This is a genomic window from Lysinibacillus alkalisoli (assembly GCF_014643595.1).
Lineage (GTDB): Bacteria > Bacillota > Bacilli > Bacillales_A > Planococcaceae > Metalysinibacillus > Metalysinibacillus alkalisoli.
Genome location: NZ_BMJT01000010.1, coordinates 45,014 through 68,252, shown reverse-complemented (window position 1 = coordinate 68,252; position 23,239 = coordinate 45,014). Strand labels below are relative to the sequence as shown.

At 37.2% G+C, this 23,239-nt stretch carries 24 protein-coding genes; 13 read left to right on the top strand and 11 right to left on the bottom strand.

Annotated features, from left to right (window positions below; all coding sequences use genetic code 11):
• Positions 1-48: 48 nt before the first annotated feature.
• From IEW44_RS13600 to IEW44_RS13570, 7 genes are all read right to left on the bottom strand, one after another.
• Positions 49-795: an alpha/beta hydrolase gene (locus IEW44_RS13600; RefSeq protein ID WP_188615606.1), complete on the bottom strand. Its 747-nt coding sequence runs from the start codon at positions 793-795 to the stop codon at positions 49-51.
• A 1-nt stretch (position 796) separates the two neighbouring features.
• Positions 797-1,786, bottom strand: a complete 990-nt coding sequence (locus IEW44_RS13595) for an ABC transporter substrate-binding protein (RefSeq protein ID WP_188615605.1) — start codon at positions 1,784-1,786, stop codon at positions 797-799.
• A 224-nt stretch (positions 1,787-2,010) separates the two neighbouring features.
• The gene (locus tag IEW44_RS13590; protein ID WP_188615604.1) at positions 2,011-2,832 is read right to left on the bottom strand and encodes an AraC family transcriptional regulator; all 822 of its coding nucleotides are present in this window, start codon (positions 2,830-2,832) and stop codon (positions 2,011-2,013) included.
• 257 nt (positions 2,833-3,089) lie between these two features.
• Positions 3,090-3,896, bottom strand: coding sequence for a phosphonate ABC transporter, permease protein PhnE (phnE, locus tag IEW44_RS13585; protein WP_188615603.1), 807 nt, complete (start codon positions 3,894-3,896; stop codon positions 3,090-3,092).
• 11 nt (positions 3,897-3,907) lie between these two features.
• Positions 3,908-4,723: a phosphonate ABC transporter, permease protein PhnE gene (gene phnE / locus IEW44_RS13580; protein ID WP_188615602.1), complete on the bottom strand. Its 816-nt coding sequence runs from the start codon at positions 4,721-4,723 to the stop codon at positions 3,908-3,910.
• A gap of 3 nt (positions 4,724-4,726) precedes the next feature.
• A complete protein-coding gene (gene phnC, locus IEW44_RS13575; RefSeq protein ID WP_188615601.1) occupies positions 4,727-5,482 on the bottom strand; it encodes a phosphonate ABC transporter ATP-binding protein in 756 nt (251 codons plus the stop codon).
• Positions 5,483-5,557: 75 nt separating this feature from the next.
• Positions 5,558-6,643 carry a phosphate/phosphite/phosphonate ABC transporter substrate-binding protein gene (locus tag IEW44_RS13570; RefSeq protein WP_188615600.1) on the bottom strand — a complete coding sequence of 362 codons (1,086 nt, stop codon included), beginning with the start codon at positions 6,641-6,643 and terminating at the stop codon, positions 5,558-5,560.
• Between the two features lie 210 nt (positions 6,644-6,853).
• Here IEW44_RS13570 and IEW44_RS13565 point away from each other — a divergent pair, with 210 nt between their 5' ends.
• The 9 genes from IEW44_RS13565 to IEW44_RS13525 all read left to right on the top strand — a co-directional run bounded on the left by IEW44_RS13565 (position 6,854) and on the right by IEW44_RS13525 (position 17,437).
• Entirely contained in the window at positions 6,854-8,416 is a 1,563-nt protein-coding gene (locus IEW44_RS13565; protein WP_188615599.1) for a bifunctional metallophosphatase/5'-nucleotidase, read from the top strand.
• Positions 8,417-8,501: 85 nt separating this feature from the next.
• Complete coding sequence (locus IEW44_RS13560; RefSeq protein ID WP_188615598.1) at positions 8,502-9,710, top strand: RtcB family protein; 1,209 nt, start codon at positions 8,502-8,504, stop codon at positions 9,708-9,710.
• Between the two features lie 176 nt (positions 9,711-9,886).
• Positions 9,887-10,579, top strand: coding sequence for an AIM24 family protein (locus IEW44_RS13555; RefSeq protein WP_188615597.1), 693 nt, complete (start codon positions 9,887-9,889; stop codon positions 10,577-10,579).
• Between the two features lie 242 nt (positions 10,580-10,821).
• A complete protein-coding gene (locus IEW44_RS13550; RefSeq protein WP_188615596.1) occupies positions 10,822-11,355 on the top strand; it encodes a copper resistance CopC family protein in 534 nt (177 codons plus the stop codon).
• The gene (locus IEW44_RS13545; protein WP_188615595.1) at positions 11,352-12,425 is read left to right on the top strand and encodes a CopD family protein; all 1,074 of its coding nucleotides are present in this window, start codon (positions 11,352-11,354) and stop codon (positions 12,423-12,425) included. Before IEW44_RS13550 ends, IEW44_RS13545 begins: the two co-directional genes overlap by 4 nt.
• A gap of 392 nt (positions 12,426-12,817) precedes the next feature.
• Positions 12,818-14,341, top strand: a complete 1,524-nt coding sequence (locus IEW44_RS13540) for a class I adenylate-forming enzyme family protein (protein WP_188615594.1) — start codon at positions 12,818-12,820, stop codon at positions 14,339-14,341.
• A gap of 6 nt (positions 14,342-14,347) precedes the next feature.
• The gene (locus IEW44_RS13535) at positions 14,348-15,496 is read left to right on the top strand and encodes a thiolase family protein (protein ID WP_188615593.1); all 1,149 of its coding nucleotides are present in this window, start codon (positions 14,348-14,350) and stop codon (positions 15,494-15,496) included.
• Between the two features lie 13 nt (positions 15,497-15,509).
• The gene (locus tag IEW44_RS13530) at positions 15,510-16,277 is read left to right on the top strand and encodes a 3-hydroxyacyl-CoA dehydrogenase (RefSeq protein ID WP_188615592.1); all 768 of its coding nucleotides are present in this window, start codon (positions 15,510-15,512) and stop codon (positions 16,275-16,277) included.
• A gap of 14 nt (positions 16,278-16,291) precedes the next feature.
• A complete protein-coding gene (locus tag IEW44_RS13525; protein ID WP_188615591.1) occupies positions 16,292-17,437 on the top strand; it encodes an acyl-CoA dehydrogenase family protein in 1,146 nt (381 codons plus the stop codon).
• Positions 17,438-17,570: 133 nt separating this feature from the next.
• Here IEW44_RS13525 and IEW44_RS13520 read toward each other — a convergent pair whose 3' ends face one another.
• Positions 17,571-18,182 carry a superoxide dismutase gene (locus IEW44_RS13520; protein WP_188615590.1) on the bottom strand — a complete coding sequence of 204 codons (612 nt, stop codon included), beginning with the start codon at positions 18,180-18,182 and terminating at the stop codon, positions 17,571-17,573.
• A 149-nt stretch (positions 18,183-18,331) separates the two neighbouring features.
• On the opposite strand from IEW44_RS13520, the gene IEW44_RS16030 reads away from it, so the two are divergent.
• Positions 18,332-18,454 carry a hypothetical protein gene (locus tag IEW44_RS16030; protein ID WP_268236385.1) on the top strand — a complete coding sequence of 41 codons (123 nt, stop codon included), beginning with the start codon at positions 18,332-18,334 and terminating at the stop codon, positions 18,452-18,454.
• A 47-nt stretch (positions 18,455-18,501) separates the two neighbouring features.
• On the opposite strand, the gene IEW44_RS13515 is transcribed toward IEW44_RS16030, so the two are convergent.
• Entirely contained in the window at positions 18,502-18,888 is a 387-nt protein-coding gene (locus tag IEW44_RS13515) for a GyrI-like domain-containing protein (RefSeq protein ID WP_188615589.1), read from the bottom strand.
• A gap of 133 nt (positions 18,889-19,021) precedes the next feature.
• Between IEW44_RS13515 and IEW44_RS13510 the strand changes: the two genes are divergently transcribed.
• A complete protein-coding gene (locus IEW44_RS13510) occupies positions 19,022-20,638 on the top strand; it encodes a long-chain fatty acid--CoA ligase (RefSeq protein WP_188615588.1) in 1,617 nt (538 codons plus the stop codon).
• A 61-nt stretch (positions 20,639-20,699) separates the two neighbouring features.
• Here IEW44_RS13510 and IEW44_RS13505 read toward each other — a convergent pair whose 3' ends face one another.
• Positions 20,700-20,987, bottom strand: coding sequence for a DUF2653 family protein (locus IEW44_RS13505; RefSeq protein ID WP_188615587.1), 288 nt, complete (start codon positions 20,985-20,987; stop codon positions 20,700-20,702).
• Positions 20,978-21,412, bottom strand: coding sequence for a hypothetical protein (locus IEW44_RS13500; protein WP_188615586.1), 435 nt, complete (start codon positions 21,410-21,412; stop codon positions 20,978-20,980). Before IEW44_RS13500 ends, IEW44_RS13505 begins: the two co-directional genes overlap by 10 nt.
• A 132-nt stretch (positions 21,413-21,544) precedes the next feature.
• On the opposite strand from IEW44_RS13500, the gene IEW44_RS13495 reads away from it, so the two are divergent.
• Positions 21,545-22,573, top strand: coding sequence for a YdcF family protein (locus IEW44_RS13495; protein ID WP_188615585.1), 1,029 nt, complete (start codon positions 21,545-21,547; stop codon positions 22,571-22,573).
• 13 nt (positions 22,574-22,586) lie between these two features.
• Positions 22,587-23,237, top strand: a complete 651-nt coding sequence (locus IEW44_RS13490; protein WP_188615584.1) for a tetratricopeptide repeat protein — start codon at positions 22,587-22,589, stop codon at positions 23,235-23,237.
• The last annotated feature ends 2 nt before the right edge of the window (positions 23,238-23,239 follow it).

Genomic DNA, 23,239 nt, shown 5'->3' with positions numbered 1-23,239 from the left:
TTCTCGATAAAATAACTTACACTAAAAATGTACCCTGCTCTTCACATTTTAAACATGAATAAAACGTAATGCACGGCTCATTGTTGTTGGGACAACAGAAGCGTGATTTTCATCTGGTGCAATATATAGGCTAGTCGTGGTCGTTTTTTGCTCAACATAAGGAAGCATTTTTTTGGCATCTATAACCATATGACCTTCATGTTCACCAACTGCCATAAACAATGGTGTTGTTGTGTGAGTGAAAGGATGTGTTGTAATGTCTGTAAATAAATGATGGTCATTCCACCAGAGTGATGGACTGATCGCTAAGTAATGGGCATAGTTATCATTATGATGGAGCCATTGCCAAAAAGTGAAATAGCCCCCTAAGGAATGGCCATACAATGTTTGTTTTCGTTGATTAATTGGGAAACGTCGCATGACCTCAGGCTTAAGTTCTTGCTCAATAAACCTTGTAAAGGCTTCAGCGCCCCCGTGTTGTCGTTCAACATCCCCTTTAAAACGTTCAGGATATTTATAGGCATCTGCTGGTGCAGTAAAATCAAAGAAGCGTCTATCACGCATATCATCTTGATGACCGATGCCAATAACAATACTAGGTGCTACATGAGTGCGCAGTGTATTGCGACTTTGTAAGCGAACCGCTTCAGCCATCATCATAGTATAGGAAGAACCATCTAAGACATAACATACTGGGAAACCTTCTGGTGGTTGTGGGTCAGCCGGTATGTAGTATGAAATTGTATACGTGTATTGTGTGTGTGTTGATGTGAATGAAAAATCGTGTATTCTCATATTATTTTAACAACTTCTCTGAAGCAATGTCTAAGAACATTTTTTTAGATAATGCTGTTCCACCTTCAGCTAATGGGTCAATGGCATTAATAAAGACGTTATCGTTTTTAATCGCGTTTAAGTTTTGAACAATAGGATCATTTTTAAAGTCATCAGCAATTTTATTTGCTTCGCTTTCGTCATTCACTTGAATTTGAAGGAAAATAACATCAGGATTTAATTCTGATAAGCTTTCCATCGATAACTCAATTTGAGAAGGAGCGTCTTTTACCACTTGCGGTACAGGAGCGCCTAAATCATTATATAAAATGTCATTCAAGTACACATCTTGTGGGTAAACGTACAGCCCTTGACGGTAACGAATGATTAAGATGTTTTGGTCTGCTAATTTTTCTTTAGCAGTAGCTTGTACTTTTTCAACTTGTTTTTCATAATCACTAATTAATTCATTAGCTTTATCTTCCTTACCGACAATTTGCCCATAAAATCTTAAATTTTCTTTCCAGTCTTTAGCGATATGAGAGTAAGGGATGACGGTTTGTACTTTGTTTAATTTTTCCATAACATCGGGTTGCCATTTGGATGTACCAATAATAACATCCGGCTTAATAGCCATAGCTGCTTCTGGGCTTGGTCCAAATTTGTCACCTACTGGCTCGGCTTTACTAGCCATATCCTTTAAATATTCAGGCACGCGTTCCATATCGATGACACCAACAGGTTGCACCCCAAGTGCAACAGAGTCCTCCATAGCTTCAAAACTACCTGCTAATATGTTATTGATTTTAGTAGGCAATTCGTATTGCTCACCTAAATAAGTAACAATTTGCGTAGTGTCTTGTGCTGTTTCGTTCTTAGTTGTCTCATTCTTTGTAACTTGTTCGGTGTTAGTCGTTGTATCTTCTTGTTCTTTATCTGCCGATTTATCGCCACAGGCTACTAATGTTAAAGAAAGCAATGCAGCTGAGCCAATCATAAAATACTTTTTCATTATATATCCTCCTGTATTAACACTAATGATTATCATTATCATTTACATGATGATTTTAACAAATGTTACGTACGAAATGAATGGACAAATTTCTTATCATTATAGAATTTTGCTGGTAGCTATAGAATAGATAAATGAAAATAAGTATGTTAATCAAGGATTTTTTATTTACATTGCTATGATATCTGCATTTATGCGCAAAAAAAGTCTGTAACAATATATTGTCACAGACGATCATTAATTTGCATACGATATTGTGTAGGCGATACGCCTGTATGCTTTTTAAATACGCGACTAAAGTAAAAACTATCTGTAAAACCTACATGTTCGGCGATTTCGGCAATAGGGTTTTTAAAGGCGCGCAGTAATGATTTTGCTTTTGTAATACGGTACTCTGCAATATAGGTGCTAGGTGCCATACCGGTATGTTGTTCAAAAAGATGAGCAAACCTACGCCGTTCAATCCCAATATCATTAGCAATTTCGGATACAGAGAGGGGTTGTTGATAGTGAGTGTGAATATAATCAATAGCCTTTAACATTTTATCAGGGTGCGACGTTTTAGCGTGTGACTTCGCGGCTACTAACATTTGCTCGATTACCTGTGCAAAACAGGTTTTAGACCTTACGATGGCTAAACTGCCAGGTGTGCCAAAGACTTCAATTAATTGCGTAGTAATGGTATGAATCGTTGTTAAAGGCCCTGTAGGAATAACATAATGCTCGTCTACAAAAGGTTCATTTTCAGCACGGCGCTCAGATTCATAGTGAATGACCAAGTACTCAAAAAGATTGGTCTCAGCAACGACTTTAAAAGGTGTGCGAGGTGATGCATGTAAAATTTGATTGCCATTTAATTCATACGTGGTATTCGCTAGCGTGAATTTTGCTTTACCAGATAAGGGGATGACAAGACCGCAAAGATGTGGTGTTGTGGAGCGGCCCTCATCAGGGGATTTCGCTTCTACCTTTGCTGGAAATACATTAATAAAATTCGTTTTATTATGCGCAAAATAATCAATTAATTGATTAATGTTAATATCCATAGCACAATGCTCCTTTCAATAAAACGATTTTAGATACAAGATATGCTTTAGTTTATCATATTTATTATAGTCAAGCCGACTATTAAGCGAACGAGATGAAGATCAAAGTTGAAAAGCAACAAGCCACGATTTAGTGACTTGTTGCTAAGGAATATGCCATATAGCAATGATGTAAACTACAACTTCTCGTAAATGGATAGTTGCGGCGTTACACGACAAAATATAGTCGAATGTATTAGCTCGTTGTCGTCTTATATTTAACCGCGCACAATCTGAGTACGTATTTTATTTGAGATAAACTCAACAAGCAAAATGAGTACGATTAGACCGATTAAAATGGCTCCTACTTCTGACCATTTGTAAGCATTCATCGCAAAGATTAAAGGAGCACCAATCCCGCCAGCGCCAACGAGACCTAAAATGGCTGCATCACGTAAGTTCATATCAAATCGATAAATCATAATTGAGATAAATAGGGCAGATAGTTGTGGAAAAATGCCATAGCGTATTTTTTCAAATGTGGTGCAGCCAATAGATTCCATAGACTCTAGTATACTCGTATCTAAGTCCTCGATGACATCTACATACAATTTAGATAACATACCAATAGATGTGAGTGACATAGTCAATACGCCAGCAAATGGTCCAAGACCTACAACTCGAACAAACATTAAGCCATATACAATCGCTGGAATGGTACGCACGACAATTAAAAAGAGACGTACAATAAAAGCAATCGGTTTAGGTACAATCGTAGAAGCGGATAAAAAAGCTAAGGGTATAGCTAAAATAGCACCTACAATGGTACCTAAAAACGCAATGGCCATTGTTTCCACTAATAAATAGGGCACGCCTTGTTTAGTGATACTAAAGAGTAAGGATAGATCAGGATTAAAGATACCTTTAAAGATATTTTTAGCAATAGTTAAGCCATTTTCACTTAAATTAGACAAGTTAAAAGCTGTAACAGACCAAAGTAAGAGGGCGATAATAATAATACTTGTTGCAAGGTTAGAGAGTCGGCGCGTTGGCTCTTGTGATAGCTGATGTTCAATAGTGTGCATGATATGCCCTCCTACATTAATTTTTTTCTAAAGTGTTCACTGATTGTCTCAATAATGAAGACGGTAACGATGAGCATGACTAAAATCATGCCTACATTTGCATAATTACGCCAACCTAAATTTTCATTTAATAATAGCCCAATACCACCAGCTCCTACATAGCCTAAAATAGAGGCATAACGTACATTACCTTCAAAGCAAAACAGTGTAGTAGAAAGATAGTTAGGCAACACTTGGGGGAGAATGGCATAACGAAAAGATTGTACAGTAGTCAACCCCATAGAATGCATAGCTTCATAGGCTTTCATATCTGCATTTTCAATTTGTTCGTATAATAGTTTGCCAACGTAGGCAATTGTGAATAAAAAAATAGCGATAAAGCCAGCCATAGTACCTAGCCCAAAAATAAAAGTAGCCATTAAAGCCACAATAAGTGTAGGTAACGTACGTAATAAACTTAAAAAGAATTTACTACTAATTACGATAAAGCGATTTTTTATAATATTAGATGAGGCGCAAAAAGCAATCGGTACTGCCACAATAGCCCCTAATATTGAGCCGAGTAGTGACATTTTAATAGTATCGAATAATGGCTGCCATAGCTTAGTTGTATAAGAGAAATTAGGCTGCATCATTTCTTTCAAAATAACAAAGAATTGGTCAATTCGTTTAATAATAGCTTCCATATTAAAGCCAGTAATCTGTACAGAAAAATAGATAAGGATAAGCCCTATAAGGATAATAAGAGGTGTAGTAGAGCGTTTCATTACCACTACTTTGCCATTTTGTAATGTAATATGACGTTTGGCCAATACATTAAAATTCATATGCTATACCTCCTCTACAGGCTGTTGTCCATTATAAATTTGAGATAAGACAGCTTCTGTCACATCAGATGCTTGACCGTCATAAACAATTTCACCAGCACGAATGCCAATTACACGTGTAGCATAAGCAAGCGCTAAATCAACATGGTGAATATTCATAATAACGGTCATATTCATTTCTTTGTTAATACGGGCAAAGTCGCCCATCACTTGTTTAGCAGTCATAGGATCGAGTGAGGCAACTGGCTCATCTGCCAGAATAATACCAGGTGTTTGTGCTAATGTGCGGGCTAAAGCTACACGTTGTTGTTGACCACCTGATAATTGGTCAACACGCACAAATGCCTTATCTAAAATGCCAACTTGGTCTAATGCAGTGAGTGCTTTTCTTTTTTCCTCTTGTGTAAAGATGCCTAATAATTTACGCCAAAGAGGCATCTCAGGTACAAATGATACAAGTACATTTTTTAATGCGGTAGAGCGTGTTACAAGGTTAAATGATTGAAAAATCATACCGATGTTACGACGCAACTGTCGTATTTCTTTACCACGCAGCTGATGTACATTTGTCTGATTAACGATTAATTCGCCTTTTGTAATATCGTGCATACGATTGATACAGCGAATAAATGTCGACTTGCCAGCGCCAGATAAACCAATGACAGCTACATATTCACCTTGAGCAATTTGTACATTAATATTTTTTAATCCTTTAAAACCATTGGGATATTGCATTTCAACGTCTTTAAATTCAATCATGTAAAAGCTCCTAACCTACTGTAATAAAAAAGATGTCCAGATTGTCAACTTGACCATTCGGACATCTCTTGTGTTTTATTTCGTATCAATTTCTTGTAGTAATTTTTGTGCTTCACGCTCTTTATCGTAGTCCGCATCTTTTGCTTCTGTGTAGCCTTCATGACTGTAAATGCCGATAACTTCTTTACCTTCATCTGTTTTAGCAATCTCAATGAAAGCTTTTTGTAATGCTGTTTTTAAGTCATCATCCATAATGTCTGAATTTTTACTTACACTAATAGTGTCATTATAAATAGGAGGCATTACACCAATGACATTTGTCTCATCCCAAATCGAAGCTTTACGGTCAAACTCGGCTTCCCAATTTTCTTCAAAATCACGACGAGCATCAGCATAGGCAACGAGTACATCAGCTTGACCAGCAGCTAAGCGGGCAAAGGCGTTACCATAAGAGTCTGCTTGTACAACTTTAGATAAATCAGGAATCGTTTTATCAAAGTTTTCCTTTAACCATAATGCAGGATAAATGTAACCTGCTGGTGATGATGGAGACATCACATTCCAACTAGCATCGTTTAAGTCTTCAAACGTTAGCTTCTCACCATCATTCACTTTTTTAGCAAGTGCTTGTCCTTTTTCGGATGGACCAGCAATTAATAATGCACGGTAAGATGTCGTTTGCTCATCTGTTGCTTCTGTAGGTTTATTTTTATTCCACTCAACAGGGTCATCTGAGTCATTGCTAAGCCCTGCACGTGTTGCTGTTAAAATAACTTCTGCACCATCGTCATATAATACATAAGTGCCGCCAGGAATTAATCCAATATCTGTAGTACCTGCTGATAATGCTTCACCAACAGCCTCAAAACTTGTACCAACTGTAATGTCGATATTTTCGACATCATAGCCTTCCTTCGCAAGTTGGTCTGTTAATAAAGCTTTAAGTGGTTCAGTTGCTGTAATAATTTCATCTGGATTACGTGAAGGAACGAAACCGATTGATAATTCTTCAATCTTTGTATTACTGTCTTCAGCAGTAGCATTATCGCCCTCTTTACTGCCATCATCTTTAGTATCTTTGTCATCTTTATTGTCACTGCCACAAGCAGCTAACACAGCAAGTAATAATAATGACATTGCTAAAAACCATAATTTTTTCATCTTTCATAACCCTCCTAGGAAATGTAATGCGATACCAAGTATAACGTAAAGAAAAATGAAGAGTAATAGGATTTATGTGAATAAATGTTAACTTTAAGTAAAAAATATTAATAAATAATTAAAAATATCATTTAAATATCAATGGGAGTGTATGGAAACGTATAATAAGCAGTTGACGTATGACGAATTTTAATGAAAGGGTGCGAATGTATGACACATAAAAAAATTCAAATATTAGCGACTAGCGATATACATGGTTATGTAATGCCAACACGTTTTAGTGCTGATAAAAATGAAACATTAGGTTTAGGTAAGTTAGCCACAATCATTGAAAAACAGAGAGAGAAAGCGCCCTCGCTACTCATTGAAAATGGTGATTTTATTCAAGGAAGCCCATTAACCTATTATCAATATAAAAAAACGTCCATTAGTGAAAATGCCATGATAAAAGTTGCCAATCACCTTCGTTATGACGCGGCTGTGTTAGGCAATCATGAATTTAATTATGGTCATGTACTTGTAAAACAAGTTGCAAAAGAGGCGCATTTCCCTTATATAGTGGCGAATATGGTAGATGATGAGGGAAATGTCGTTTTCGAGCCTTATATCATAAAAGAGATAGCAAAAATTAAAGTAGCTATTTTAGGTTTAACAACGCAGTTTATTCCTGTATGGGAGGCGCCTAAGCATATAAAAGGTTGGCATTTTAAAAGCGCTGTTGATACGGCGAAACAATGGCTTCCGTACATTAAAGAGCATGAAGCCCCCCATCTTATTGTAATTGCCTATCATGGCGGGTTTGAAAATGACCTTGAAACAGGTAAAAAAATCGAAACAACAGGTGAGAATGAAGGTTATCAATTATGTGAGGAGTTAGAAGGTGTCGATATAATTATTACTGGGCATCAGCACCGTCTTATTCAAACGAAAATACATGGCAAATCCGTCGTTCAACCGGGCACTAAAGGTACTCATTTAGGCTGTATCACGGTAGATATTACGTATGATACAACAGGTGAAATTGTGACATTGACCCATGAGCCAACTTTACTACCAATCACCGAAACTACAAGCATGAATCAAGAGATTGAACGGTTACATCATGAAGTGTACGAAGCAACAGAGCAGTGGCTAGATGAGCCAATCGGGCATGTGATTGGTTCCATTCAATTTGAAGATGCCTTTCAAGCAAGAGTGACAGAGCACCCTTATGTAGAGTTAATTAACCGTATTCAAATGGCAGTCTCAGGTGCTTCAATATCTGCTACATCCTTATTTCATGATGAGCCGGGGGGGCTACCTAATGAAGTCACGATGCGAGACATTGTAACCAACTATATTTATCCCAATACATTAGTCGTATTGCGCTTAACTGGTCAGGACATTAAAGATGCTTTAGAGCAATGTGCCACATATTTCGAGCTTACAGAGAAAGGACAACTTGTTGTATCAAGCGCTTTTACCTATCCCAAGGCAGAGCCTTACAACTATGATATGTGGGAAGGGATCACTTATGCATTTGATATTAGGCAACCCATTGGACAACGAGTAGTAAATATCACGTATCAGCATCAACCATTAGACATGACAGCATCATACGATGTGGTGATGAATAATTACCGTGCAACAGGCGCTGGGCATTTTGATATGTTTAAAGGTAAGACAGTGATTAAAGATATTCAGATGGATATGACGGAGATTATTGCAGATTACTTTATTCAACACCCTATTATTGAGGCAACTTGTAATCATAATTGGAAAATCTACTATTAATCACTACAAGAAGGTTGCAAAAGCTCACTAAACATGACATAATCACAAAAATATATAGTGAAGAAAAGAGGCTTTTGATTAATCAATGAAGACAACGATATTTGGACAACACGAAGAACAAACGTTACGTCAATTTAATACATGTTTACAAACAGGCGACGTAGCAGGTGGCGTGCTCTGTGCAGACGGTCATTATGGGTATAGTCAACCAGTAGGCGGTGTCATTGCTTATCATAATCAAGTGGCACCATCTGGCGTAGGTTATGATATTGCATGTGGCAATAAAGCAGTGCGTACTAATTTATACTATGATGATATAAAAGAAGATTTAGCTTGGATTATGGATGACGTGGCTAAACGCATTTCGTTTGGCATTGGGCGTAAAAATAAAAAGAAAATAGACCATGAAGTATTTGATGATGCTGACTGGGCAGTTTACAAGGCTTTTGGACAACAAGAGCATGATATATTAAAAAAGCTCGCTTATGAACAACTAGGTACAGTAGGTTCAGGTAACCACTTTGTCGACTTGTTTGTCGAAGAAGCAACAGGAGCAGTTTGGGTAGCTAATCATTTTGGTAGCAGAGGCTTTGGACATAAAACAGCAAGCGGATTTTTAAATATTGCTGCTGGTCGATCGTTTTTAGATAAAGCACCTGGTGAGCGTATGGAACAAAAACCAACATTACTACATGTAGATACAGAAATTGGCGAACTCTATATGAAGGCTATGACATTAGCAGGGCGTTATGCTTATGCGGGCCGCGATGTTGTGATGGATGAGGTACTAGACATTTTAGGGGCTAGAACTACAATGGAAGTGCATAATCATCACAATTTTGCATGGAAAGAACAACATAACGGACAGCAATATATTGTTGTACGTAAAGGTGCTACACCTAGTGCTCCCAATCAATTAGGCTTTATTGGTGGTAGCATGTGTGATAAATCAGTCATTGTACGAGGCAAGGATAATGAACAAAATAATAATGCATGGCATAGTACAGTACATGGTGCTGGCCGTATTATGAGTCGAACAGAAGCCGCAGGGAAAATGAACTGGAAAACAAGAAAACGAACAGGTGGCAAGATTGTACCTTATCAAATGCAACAAGCAGTTAAAGAATATGGCATTGAACTGCGCGGTGGTGGAACAGACGAAAGCCCTTTTGTTTATCGCAAGTTACAAACGGTTTTAGATGCTCATCAAGGAACATTAGATATTTTGCACACGCTACGCCCAATCGGTGTTGCGATGGCAGGAGCAAATGAATTTGACCCTTATAAAGATTAAAGTAATCACCTTATTTACGAGACATACCGCTTACAAAGTGTGTTAGTGAATGAGGTGTTTTTCTATTGTCACTGCATAAAACATGATTAATAGGGGAATAGAGACTAAGAAATAGCTATGAAATGCGTAACCTTTTAAGCGATAGCCCGTAAATAAATGAAAGGGAGTGAGTCAAGTTGGCAAAAACATTACAAGATTTCATTCAACAAACGCAACAAGATGATACAAAAAACGATTTCTTTCAATTAGAAACAGAGCGTGTACTAGAAGTAAATTTAGACGGGGAAGTATGGTCTAAAATGGGAGCTATGATTTCTTATACAGGTGGTATTCGATTTGAACGTGAACGTGTACTCGAACATGGCCTTGGTAAGATGTTTAAAAAAGCCTTCACTGGAGAAGGTACATCATTAATGAAAGCGACAGGAAATGGTCGTTTATATCTGGCTGACCAAGGTAAAAAAATTACAATCTTTGATTTGCAAAATGATAAATTATGCGTGAATGGTAATGATTTATTAGCATTTGAATCATCTATTGATTGGGATATCAAATTAATGCGTAAAATGGCAGGTATTATGTCGGGTGGTTTGTTTAATGTGGCACTTTCAGGTTATGGCAAAGTAGCCATAACTACACATTTTGAGCCGCTTACTTTAGTAGTGAAACCAGGCGAAACGATTTACACAGACCCACATGCCACAGTCGCGTGGTCAGGCAATCTAACTCCAGAGTTTAAAACAGATGTTAGCTTCCGCACATTGATTGGCCGTGGAAGCGGGGAGTCCATACAAATGGCATTCTCAGGCGAGGGCTTTGTTATTGTACAACCATTTGAGGAAGTATATCACGCACACACAGAAGGTTAAGTAAATTAAGTACTATGAGCAGTATCATACTCATAGTGCTTTTTTTATGTGGAAAAAGCTACTTAACTATATTTGGTAGTATTGCAGGTGTTCCGCTTATTTTGGAAAATATATAAGGTGCTAAAACAAGCTTAAGGTATAAATATCTTTTATTCGAAATATTTTTATATCTTTTCACTCTTTTTTCAATCAAATTTCACATTTTTTAGTTATAGTGTGAAGTATTCAAAAGGAGGAGACATATGCGAAAAATAATACTGATTTGTCCTATGTTACTATTGTTATGGATGAATAGTGCGTTTGCACATACACATTTAAGTCATTCTAACCCAGAGGATGGCGCAATCATAACAAAAGACTTAACAACAGTACAATTAGTCTTTGAAGGTAAGTTGGAAGAAGGTAGTACATTCGAATTGAAAGATAGTGCTGGTGAGCTTGTCGCTATGGAAATGACACATCAAGATGCTACCTTGACAGGTACTATGGCGCAACCTTTAACAAATGGTGAATATACAGCGGTATGGCAAATTATTGGTGCGGATGGTCATTTGCTAGATGGTAATATTACTTTTACTGTTGAACAAGCAAATACTACAACAGAAAAAACGACAGACAAACCAGTGGTTGCTTCTGGAGAAAAAACAACACGTGATACTCAAAAAGCTAATGATGAACAGTCAAAAGAAAAAAACAATTATCTCTTTTTGATTGGCATTATAGTATTAGCCGTTGTGATTGTTGGCTTTATTTTAACAAGAAAGAAACGGGCATGATTTGGTTAAAACTGTCCCAATATATTTGTTTATCCCTAATTGTCGGTTACTTTATTTTACGATCTACCCCCAAAACCGCTAAGCCGACATTACATTTATCCAAATACATTGTCTTTATAGCAACGAGTTGTATTATGTTGATTATGTTATTACAGTCGATACCCATTTTGCTGTTTTTAATGCAAAAAAATACGCTGGCAACGAGTATGGCAACGTACTTTTTGACGTATGAAAAGGGCAAAGTAACCTTATGGGTTATTATCGTAACAATCATATTAATGGGATATATTAAACGAGCCAGCGAGACAAAGGCATCGCGTATTGTAGGCTTAGTATTAAGCTTGTTATTAATTATAGGTTTGGCATGGGGCAGTCATATCAATGCCACAAAACCTTATACAGGAGCCCTCATTCAAACGATGCATATTTTTGCTGTAAGCATGTGGGTAGGTGTGTTATTGTGGTTGAGCGTTTTAGCTAAGGATACTAAGCATTGGTTATCATTTTTGCAATGGTTTTCTAAACTCGCTATGACTTGTTTAGTTGGCATGGCAATAACAGGCGTTTTAGCTTTATGGTTGATCATACCAAGTTACCCTGCTTCTTGGTACACATCATATGGTCATGCTCTACTGTGGAAAAATATCTTAATGCTACCAGTCTTATATTACGCATTAATGAATGGGGTGCTGATAAAAAAACGTATACTTCAACAACCTTCATTTAATCCTTTACCTTGGCTACGAGTGGAGACAATAGTTTTACTGCTCATATTCACAATAACCGCTTATTTAAGTAATCAAGAGCCACCACAAAATGTGATAGTAACAAACGAAGCCATTCCAATATTGATCCAGCAATGGCTAGACCTAAATATAACTACAACATCTACTATTTCTTTAACAGTGTCATACACAGCGATTCTAGGCATTGTGGTGACGGGGATGATAATGGTGTGTATGATTTATTCCTTTGTTAAAGAATATACCATATGGCTAACTATAGTATTAACGGTTATGGTAAGTAGTATCATGTATATCGCCATACTTTCAAGTATTCAAATTAGCTAAATAGCGTGCAAAATAAGTGGTAAAGGGCAGCGTATATTTTCTCCTTTATCACTTATTTGCTTTCTCTTCTGTTATTCCAATTTAATAAAACGTACAAGTTATCCTAAACGATGTGAGATAAAATAAGTTTTGGAAGCACCCTCTCATATTACTTGATCAATTTACTATTGTTGAAAAATTTATTTGTTTGAGCTAATCATTATTTTTACATAATTTAAAACGTATAAAGTACAAAAAATATGCAAATTCGATAGGTATATAAATTTATCTTGAAATAATAATATGTTAAAGATTTTTTGGAATAATAAAAATAGGCACTTGCAGTAATAAAAAACGGTTGCTAAACTAAAAATAGTTATGAAGTCAGAAAATTCTGTTTAGGAGGTCGTTTTATGGATTTAAGTACTGTTTTAGCTTTAAATGCCCAAAGACATCCAGAGAAAATAGCTGTCATTTTTGGTGAACGTCAATATACATATGAGGCGTTCAATGACGAGGTTAATCGGGTAGCTAATGCCTTAATTGAAAAGGGATATAAAAAAGGAAGTAAAGTGGCCATTTTCATGAAGAACTCAGACTACTTCATGATAGTTTTTTATGGCATTGCAAGAGCGGGTTGTGTGGCTGTACCTGTGAACTTTAGATTAACTGCTATTGAAACAGAATATATTTTAAGTCAATCTGAGGCAGATCTTGTTATCGGAGATGAAATATCCGAAGCATTATTAGAAACAGTAAATGCCACCCTAACAAAATCTGTGCCTATTGTAAGTGTGCCTCAATCCCAATCAGGAGAGAATACAAGTTGGGAACAATTCTTGTCAAGTAGTGTAGTACAGCCCAATATACATGTCTCCATCCTAGACGATGCTGAGATTTTATACACATCAGGGACAACGGGTTACCCAAAGGGAGCACTATTTCATCACCAAGCAATTATCAATGTGAGTACGGCCTTTACTCTAATTAGTCAATTTAGTCGTCAAGACGTTACGATTTGCATGGCCCCTATGTTTCATTCGGCACAATTGAATTTAATTAATAATACAGCTATAGCAGCAGGTATGACATGCATCGTGCATCGTGATTTTAATCCTGTACAAGTGTTAGAAGATATTGAGCGCTACAAAGTAACCACATTATTTGGTGTACCAGCCATGTATAATGCCATTTTAAACGTCCCAAATAACAATCAATATGATTTAAGTTCTTTGCGAGCATGTTTTTACGGGGCTGCCCCAATGGCACCAAAACTGATTAATGATGCAATTGCGTTGTTTGGCACAGACCAATTTTATAATTTATGTGGTTTAACAGAAGCGGGGCCAGGAGGTACGTATTTAACACCAGAGGAGCATGCTGAAAAAATCGGTGCGGGTGGCAAATCAATGCCTTTATTAATTGCTCGTGTGGTAAATGATGATATGGAAGATGTTAAACCAGGTGAAACAGGTGAGTTTGTTTTAAAAGGTGAAACCATTATGAAAGAGTATTATCGCAAGCCAGAGGAGACACAGAAAACGTTTAGAGACGGTTGGTTAATGACAGGTGATCTAGCAACAGTTGATGAAGATGGCTTTATTACAATTGTTGATCGTAAAAAAGATATGATTATTTCAGGTGGGGAAAATGTATATTCTGTTGAAGTCGAACAAGTATTAAATAGTCACCCACAAATATTAGAAGCAGCAACAATTGGTTTGCCAGACGAGAAATGGGGCGAAACCGTCACAGCTGTACTTGTGCCAAAACCAAACGAAAAAATTGATGAAGAAGCATTGCTAACATATTGCCGAGAGCGTATTGCTGGTTATAAGGTACCACGACAAATTTTATATGTAGATGTTTTACCACGTAATACATCAGGGAAAATATTGAAATATCAGCTAAGAGATGCATTTATGAAAGAGGGGTAGATAAGGATGAGAGAAGTTGTGATTGTGGCTGCAGTTAGAACAGCAGTAGGTAAACGAAAAGGAGCGTTACGTCATACAAGAGCGGATGATTTAGCTGCTATCGTCTTGAATGAAGTTGTGCAACGAGCAAAGGTTGATAAAGAAGAAATTGAAGATGTCATTCTAGGGTGTGTCACGCAAAGTGCCGAACAAGCAGGCAACATTGCACGTACAGCATTATTGATTGCAGGGTTCCCTACACACGTACCAGGGGTGACCATTGACCGTCAATGTGGCTCTAGTCAACAAGCCTTGCATTTTGCCTCACAAGCCATTTTAGCAGGCGATATGGATATTGTAATTGCAGGTGGCGTAGAAAGCATGACAAGAATGCCTATGGGCTCTAATTATATGGATGTAAAGCCGAGTGTTGCCTTAACAAAACAACATGACATTATTCATCAAGGCTTATCTGCAGAACGCATTGCTGAGAAATGGCAGTTAAGTGCTGAAACTTTAAATGAATATGCAGCAAATAGTCATACACGTGCCCTCCAAGCCATAGCTAATGGTCACTTTAAACAGGAGATTATAGGTGTTGAAGTAAGGAATGATAATGGAGAAACGTATATTTTTGATACCGATGAGGGCCCTAGAGCAGGTACAACGGCTAACACATTAGCTACACTAAACACAGTATTTAAAGAGGACGGGGTAATCACAGCAGGTAATGCGAGCCAAATGAGTGACGGCGCCTCAGCTGTGTTATTAATGTCACGTGAACGAGCAGATGAACTTGGTGTTAAACCTTTAGCAAAAATTGTGGCAAGAAGTGTTGTAGGTTCTGACCCTACATTAATGTTAACTGGCCCTATTGCTGCCACAAAAAAAGTATTGATGAAGGCAGGTTTAAGCTTGGCTGATATGGATACCTATGAGGTGAATGAAGCATTTGCACCTGTACCATTAGCATGGTTACATGACGTAAAAGCAGATCCTACTAAATTAAATGTAGATGGTGGAGCGATTGCATTAGGACATCCGCTCGGTGCAACAGGTACAAAATTAATCACAACGATGGTACATCGTCTACATCGAGAAAATCAACGATATGGTTTATTAGCGATTTGCGAAGGTATGGGTATGGCAAATGCTACGATTATTGAACGATTATAAGGGGGACAACACAATGGAATTAAAAGAGGTAGTGGCACTCATTACAGGCGGTGCTTCAGGTATGGGGGAGGCAACAGCTAAACATATTGTAGCCAATGGTGGTAAGGCTGTTTTGTTAGATTTAAATGAAGAAAAAGGGCAAGTATTAGTTCAGGCAGCTCATGAGCAAATGTTGTTTATTAAAACAGATGTTACAGATGAGACTTCTGTTGAGCGAGCAGTCAATCAAGCTACAGAAAAATACGGTTGTATTAATCTTGTAGTAAACTGTGCAGGTATTGCCCCGCCAGCTAAAGTGTTATCAAGCAAAGGGATGCATAGTTTGGCGCAATTTGAACAAGTATTACGTATCAATTTATTAGGCACATTTAATGTGATACGTATTGCCGCAAATGCCATGCAACATAATACCCCAGATAGAGATGGGCAACGTGGGATTATTGTGAATACAGCATCTGTGGCAGCTTTTGATGGTCAAATTGGACAAGCCGCCTACAGTGCTTCTAAAGGTGGTGTGGTAGCGATGACCTTGCCATTAGCTCGCGAGTTAGCTGAAAAAGGCATTCGCGTGATGACGATTGCACCAGGTTTAATTGAAACGCCTATGTTTGCAGGTTTACCAGAGCCAGCACAAGATGCACTGGCTAAGATGACCCCATTCCCGCAGCGTTTAGGGAAACCAAGTGAGTATGCTTTATTAGTGGAGTCCATTGTACGTAACACTTTATTGAATGGAGAAGTCATTCGATTAGATGGTGCAGTTCGTATGCAACCAAAGTAAAGGGGCTGTTAAGTATGGCACGTTATCGTTTTGAAACAACTGAACATGAATTATTTCGTAAGTCACTACGCAAATTTTTAACAGATGAAGCAGTACCACATTATGAACAGTGGGAGAAAGACAAGTTAATCCCACAATCATTTTGGTTAAAGCTTGGTGAGATGGGCTTTTTATGTCCACAAGTAGATGGGGAATACGGGGGATTGAATTTAGATTTTAGCTTTGGTGTGATTATTGGTGAAGAGATGGAACGGGTTGGCGCAGGGTTAACAGGTGTAGGTTTACATAATGACATTGTAGTGCCATATCTTGAGTCGTATGGTACACCTGAACAAAAAAAACGTTGGCTACCAGGCTGTGTAACAGGGGAATATATTACTGCTGTCGCAATGACTGAGCCTGGTACAGGTTCTGATTTAGCGAATATCAAAACAACCGCAATACGCGATGGTGATTATTATATTGTAAATGGACAAAAAACATTTATAACAAATGGTATTCATACTAATTTAGCTGTTGTAGCCGTCAAGACAAACCCACAAGAACGACATAAAGGCGTAAGTTTGCTAGTGATTGAAGGTGACACAGAAGGTTTCACTAAAGGGCGTAAGTTAGACAAAGTAGGCATGCATTCACAAGATACTGCGGAGCTTTACTTTGAAGACTGTCGTGTGCCCGTTGCAAATTTATTAGGTGAAGAAGGTAAGGGATTCACTTATTTAATGGAGAAGCTTCAGCAAGAGCGACTTGTTGTAGCTTTATCTGCACAAATTGCCTCTGAAGATATGTTTGAACTGACAAAACAGTATATTCAAGAACGGACAGCATTCGGAGCTAAAATTGCCTCTTTCCAAAATACGCAATTTAAAATGGCGGAAATGGCAACAAAAATGGAATTAGGGCGAACGTTTTTAGAGTCGCTAATTGAAGAACATATGGCAGGGAAAGATGTTGTCACTAAAGTTTCGATGGCAAAATACTGGATAACAGAAACAGCCCGTGAGATTTCTGCTGAATGTATGCAATTACATGGTGGTTATGGTTATATGGAAGAGTATAAAATTGCAAGACGTTATCGCGATATTCCTGTCATGTCGATTTATGCAGGCACGAATGAAATTATGAAAGTTATCATTGCTAAAAATTTAGGATTATCATAAGTATGATTTTGTACGAGACAGTGTGTTTTACATTTTTAAGATGTTGAAGTTTATTATTATGTTTAACTCAAACAACTAATAAAACTGCCCCTTGAAAATAATCAGGGGCAGTTTTTGGTTGCTGTAAAAGAAATTATTTTGTTTGTAATAAGCGGTCGTTCACAATATCCCAATCAATGGTATGCCACCAATTTGTGACAAACTCAGGACGGCGATTTTGATATTTTAAATAATAGGCATGCTCCCATACATCAATAATTAATAACGGGTTTTTGCCTTCTTGTAATGGTGTATTTTGATTAGCGGTACTTAATACTTCAAGTTGTCCGTTATGCTCGACAAGCCAGCCGTAGCCGCTACCAAATCGACTTACAGCTGCTTTTGATAATTGGTCTTGGAAATTATCAAATGTGTGAAAGTATTTTTCGATTTCGCGTTTAATATCAGCAGTAGGTTCGCCACCACCATTAGGTTTCATAGACTCCCAAAATAAAGAGTGGCAGTAATGTCCACCACCATTATTTTGTACAGCAGTTCGAATATCTTCAGGGACTTGGTCTAAATGGGTTAAGATCTCACGTATGCTTTTACTTTGTAGATCATTATGCCCCTCAAGTGCTGCATTTAAGTTGTTTACGTATGTCGCATGGTGTTTACCATGGTGTATTTCCAAGGTACGTGCATCAAGATAAGGTTCTAATGCATCCACAGCATAAGGTAATTTCGGTAATTCAAATATGGTCAAAGTTATTCCACTCCCTCATTTTCTTTTAGGAAATTAAGTTTCCTTAAGGAAACTTTAACGCAAATCGAAAAAGAAGGCAAGTCTTTTACAAGCAGGTATACTGAAATAGAGGTGAAAAGATGAAGCGATATTTTTGTGTGAGTTGTACTATGAAATCATTACACTCAGAAGATAAAAATATGCAAAAACAAAGACCCCCTATTTGTATGTGGCATGTGGCATTATTATTAACAGCAATTAGTTTAGTTGTAATGGAGTGTTTCATGAAATAAAAAAGAGTGGTCAAGGAGCTATAATATTCCTTACCACTTTTTTAAAGTTATTTCTTGCCTATAAAAATTTGAACAGAACCATCACGCAAATAGCGCTCAAAATCAAATTTATAATCGCGTTGCAATACATGATCCTCCTCAGCTTGCCAAATTTGTTCCCAAGTATCAAAAATATGATTGCGCTCTGTTACATATGTGGTGTAATTATTATCAGGAATTGTAATCATCTTGTTACCAACAGGTGTTGATGTGGCAATGGATAATGTGTAATCATCTTTGTAATTACCTGCATAATTGTGATAAATACCAAACAGCACCCCGTCTTCATTTTTCTCCCTAGCTTCATGCCAAACGTTGCTAATCTTTTCTTGTATATCTTTATCATTGAAATTGTTCGTGCGTGTTTCTGCTAATATATAAACGGTTTTTTCCATTGTATCCTCTCCTCTCTTTTCATTGTAGCATGATTATATTTAGTGATTGTAAATTAAAGTAATAATATAATAAGTGTCAAAATATTCTGTTTAATGTATAATAAAAGCTAACTAAAGAGGGGAAGTGAAAATTATGATGAACACACCATTGTTGTTGACTAGTTTTTTGGACCGCGCTAAAAGGTATTTCCCGAATAAAATGATTATTTCAAGAACAAGTGAGACAAAGACACATCGCATTACTTACAAAGATTATGTCATGCGGACACATCAATTAGCAGATGCACTTACAAAGTTAGGTATGACAAAAGAAATGAAGGTCGGTTCTTTTGCATGGAATCATCATCGCCATTTAGAGGCGTATTTTGCAGTGCCATGTGCAGGTGCTATTTTACACATGATTAATATTCGTTTAGCTCCTGAACATATTGCCTATGTCGTGAATCATGCAGAAGACGAGATTTTACTAATAGATGGCGATCTCTATCCCTTATTAACCCCATTAATTCCGCATTTTAAAACCGTAAAGAAAATTATCTTGATGCAAGATAATAGCGAGTTACCAGCTGCTCCCGAAGGCATTGAATTGTATGATTATGAAACAATAGTACAAGCCGCATCACCTGATTTTGCGTTTCCTTTAGATTTAGACGAAAATACATTAGCAGGTATGTGTTATACAAGTGCAACAACAGGTATGCCAAAAGGTGTGACGTACACCCATAGGAGTTTAGTGTTGCATAGTTTACTTAGTGGTTTAAAAGATACATTAGCCCTTAGCGAAAAAGACGTTATTATGCCTGTTGTGCCAATGTTCCATGTTAATGCTTGGGGCATGCCATTTGCAGGTGTGAATTTTGGTATTACACAAGTCTTACCAGGGCCTATGTTTACGCCTAGTTTATTATTAGATTTGATTGAGCAAGAAAAAGTAACCTTAACAGCAGGTGTGCCGACAATATGGTTAGGTATGGCACAAGAACAGGAAAAAAAGCCACGCAATATCAGTTCCTTACGTCTAGTAGTGAGTGGTGGTTCGGCGTCACCTAAGGGCTTGGTACAAAAATATGAGAAGGAATTTGGCGTGCCATTTTTAGTAGGATATGGTATGACGGAAACCTCACCAGTTGTGAGCCTATCAAATTTCACTTCTGAGATCGAACAATATAGCGAAGAAGATAAATTAGCTTTACGTGTTACACAAGGCTTAACGGTACCATTGATTGAAACGCGCGTCATCAATGAAAATGGTGAAGTACCATGGGATAATACCACGATGGGTGAATTAACGATTAGAGGACCTTGGATTGCTGATGAATATTATAAAGATGCTCGCTCAAGTGAGGCATTTAAAGATGGTTGGCTATATACAGGAGATATTGCTGTAATGACAAAGGAAGGTTATATTCGTATTACAGATCGCACGAAAGATTTAATTAAATCAGGCGGAGAATGGATTTCTTCTGTAGACCTTGAGAACGCTTTAATGTCTCACCCTGCCGTATTTGAAGCAGCTGTTGTAGCTATGCCTCATGAAAAGTGGCAAGAACGCCCTTTAGCCTGTGTAGTATTAAAAGATAATGCAAAGGCGACTAAAGAAGAACTACTACAATTTTTAGAAGCTCACGTAGCAAAATGGTGGTTGCCTGATGAAGTAATTTTTGTGAAGGAAATCCCAAAAACATCGGTTGGTAAATTTTTAAAGGCCAAAATAAGAGAAGAGATTGACGTTTATTTGAGCCAAAAATAAATCACATAAGAAAAGTACGCCTGCATATGTTTGTAGGCGTACTTTTTATTGGTATATTTTATTATTTTACATGTGCAATAATGCCTTCTTCATCATCTAAAACAAGTTCAATGATTGAAGAGAAAGGGTCCAGATGTAGTACATCTTTTACCCAGGCACGTAATGCACCAATCATATCACTATGTGATAATAATGCAGTACGTCCATCACGAAATTCGACTTCAGCACCAAAACCCTCATCATCATCATACGTTAACTCCACCATCACATCTTGAGGTTGTAAGTCATTATGATAGGCTTGCGATAAACATAACGCATCAATGACAGATTGCTCGTTAATTATTTCCATTCTTTAGCATCCTCTTTACGCTTTTTATTTGTGACCATACTCCAAATTTTAGCAGCTAAAAATACGACTAATAAAATAGCACCAATATTAACAAGTAACCCTAAAATAGAGCCTAAAGCGCCCATGCCACCAAATAGACCACCGAATAAAAGACCAGCTAAACCACCCATCATTAGGCCTTTCATTAAGCCACCACTTTTGCTAGAGCTGTCATTCTTTTTAGCAGCTGGAGATTGGTTTTTATTATTGGTATTTTGGTCTTTCTTTTGAATATTAGATTGATTATTGTTTGTGTTACTAAATCCTTTTTTACCTGATTTGTAACCTTTTGCTTCCGCAGTGTAATCATGATCAACAGGTAAAAAACTACCAATTGACGTGAAGACAAGTGTCATTGCAAATAGAGCAGCGACTAATTTTTTCATAGTTGTAATTCCTCCAAAAAATTTAATTACTTATAGTTTACATGACATCGACAAAAAAAGAAAATAATCATACTAATGTAGAATTAAAGGATTTGTTATACTTAAATGAATAAAGAAGGGAGTGACAGTGTTATGTTTATGATTGTTTTATTATTTTTACTATTTACAATCTTATATGTGAAAGAAAAACGTCGGTTTGTTAATGCGATTTTCTTTGGTTTTCTTGTTATTGCTATTTTATTTGAGATAGCATTAGATGTCATTCCTACAGTGAGTAGTCAGTCGCAAATATTAACCATATTGTATTTAATCTTTTTAGTATCACTTGTACCGATTACCATATTTATTTTAACGATTGGCACTTTTTTTAATAGTAAACGATTGCTAGAAAAAGAAGGAAAGAGTTTAAAAAATCTTTTTTTTGCATTAATTGGTGTTGGTGTCACTTTATTAATCGTCACACCTATTATTATGGTGCTCACTGGGCAATTTCAGGATGGCCGAATGGTGATCGGGTATGTGTATTTTGCCATGTTATTTGGCTACGTTATGTTTTTATATAGCTGTGTCATTTCTTACGCTATTTTTTATCATTTAACCCCTGTGATGTATCAGCCTGACTACATTATTGCCCTTGGTTCAGGCCTGATCGGTGATAAGGTACCGCCATTATTAGCAAGTCGCTTAAATAAAGCAGTTGAGTTATATCATAAAAAAAAGCAGAAAACGGGTGTTGCACCTATGTTAATTATGTCTGGTGGTCAAGGAAGTGACGAGTTATTAGCAGAAGCAGATGCGATGAAGCAATATATTTTGGCTAATTATGATATTCCATCCTCACATATTTTAGTGGAGAACCAGTCTGTCAATACGGCACAAAATATGGCGTTCTCTAAAAAAATAATTGAACAACATGCAGAAGGGAAGCCCTATCGTTCTGTATTTGTGACGAACGAGTTTCATGTATTTAGAGCAAGTATTTATGCACGTAAAGCGGGGCTTGATGCCGAGGGAGTAGGCGCTAAAACAGCTTTTTATTATGTGCCCAACGCATTTACACGAGAGTTTATTGGTCTATTAGAAATGAATAAGTTATATCATATTATCGTATTTTTAATGATTACAGGTATGTGTGGCTTATTACTGCTAGCCTATACATAAGGGAGGCACGTCAATGTCAGTAGAGCAATATTATTTGAAAGGCAATGAAGCGTATGAAAGTGGCGATTGGCAACAGGCTTTTCATTATTATGAACAAGCTTGGCAACGAGGTCATGCAGACGCTACAAACAATTTAGCTGATATGTATTTACACGGAGAGTATGTTGAAAAAGATGAGCAACGTGCTTTTCAATTATTTTTAGTAGCAGCGAAAATGGGTGTACATGAAGCGATGTTTACATTAGGTGTATTATGTGAGAAAGGGCTTGGGATTGTAGAGTCACCAGAACAGGCTCTTTTTTGGTATAAACGTGCAGCGCAACAGCAGGATTTATTAGCCTTATATCATTTGGGGTCTATTTATTATGAGGGCTTACTACAGCAACAACGAAATATTTCAAAAGCTCTTTTCTGGTATGAACAAGCGGCACAATTAGGCCATATTGATGCCCAATATAATTTAGGCTATATTTTTCATAATCAAGAGGATGGTGCCCTCCATTATGAAAAAGGCCGTTATTGGTATAAACAAGCAGCAAGTTTAGGTGATGCACTCTCCTGTGCGAGATTGGCTACTATTTATGAACAAGGGATAGGCGTTCAAAAAAGCAAACAACAAGCTATATACTGGGCGCAACTAGCTGAACAATATGAAACGAAGTGAAT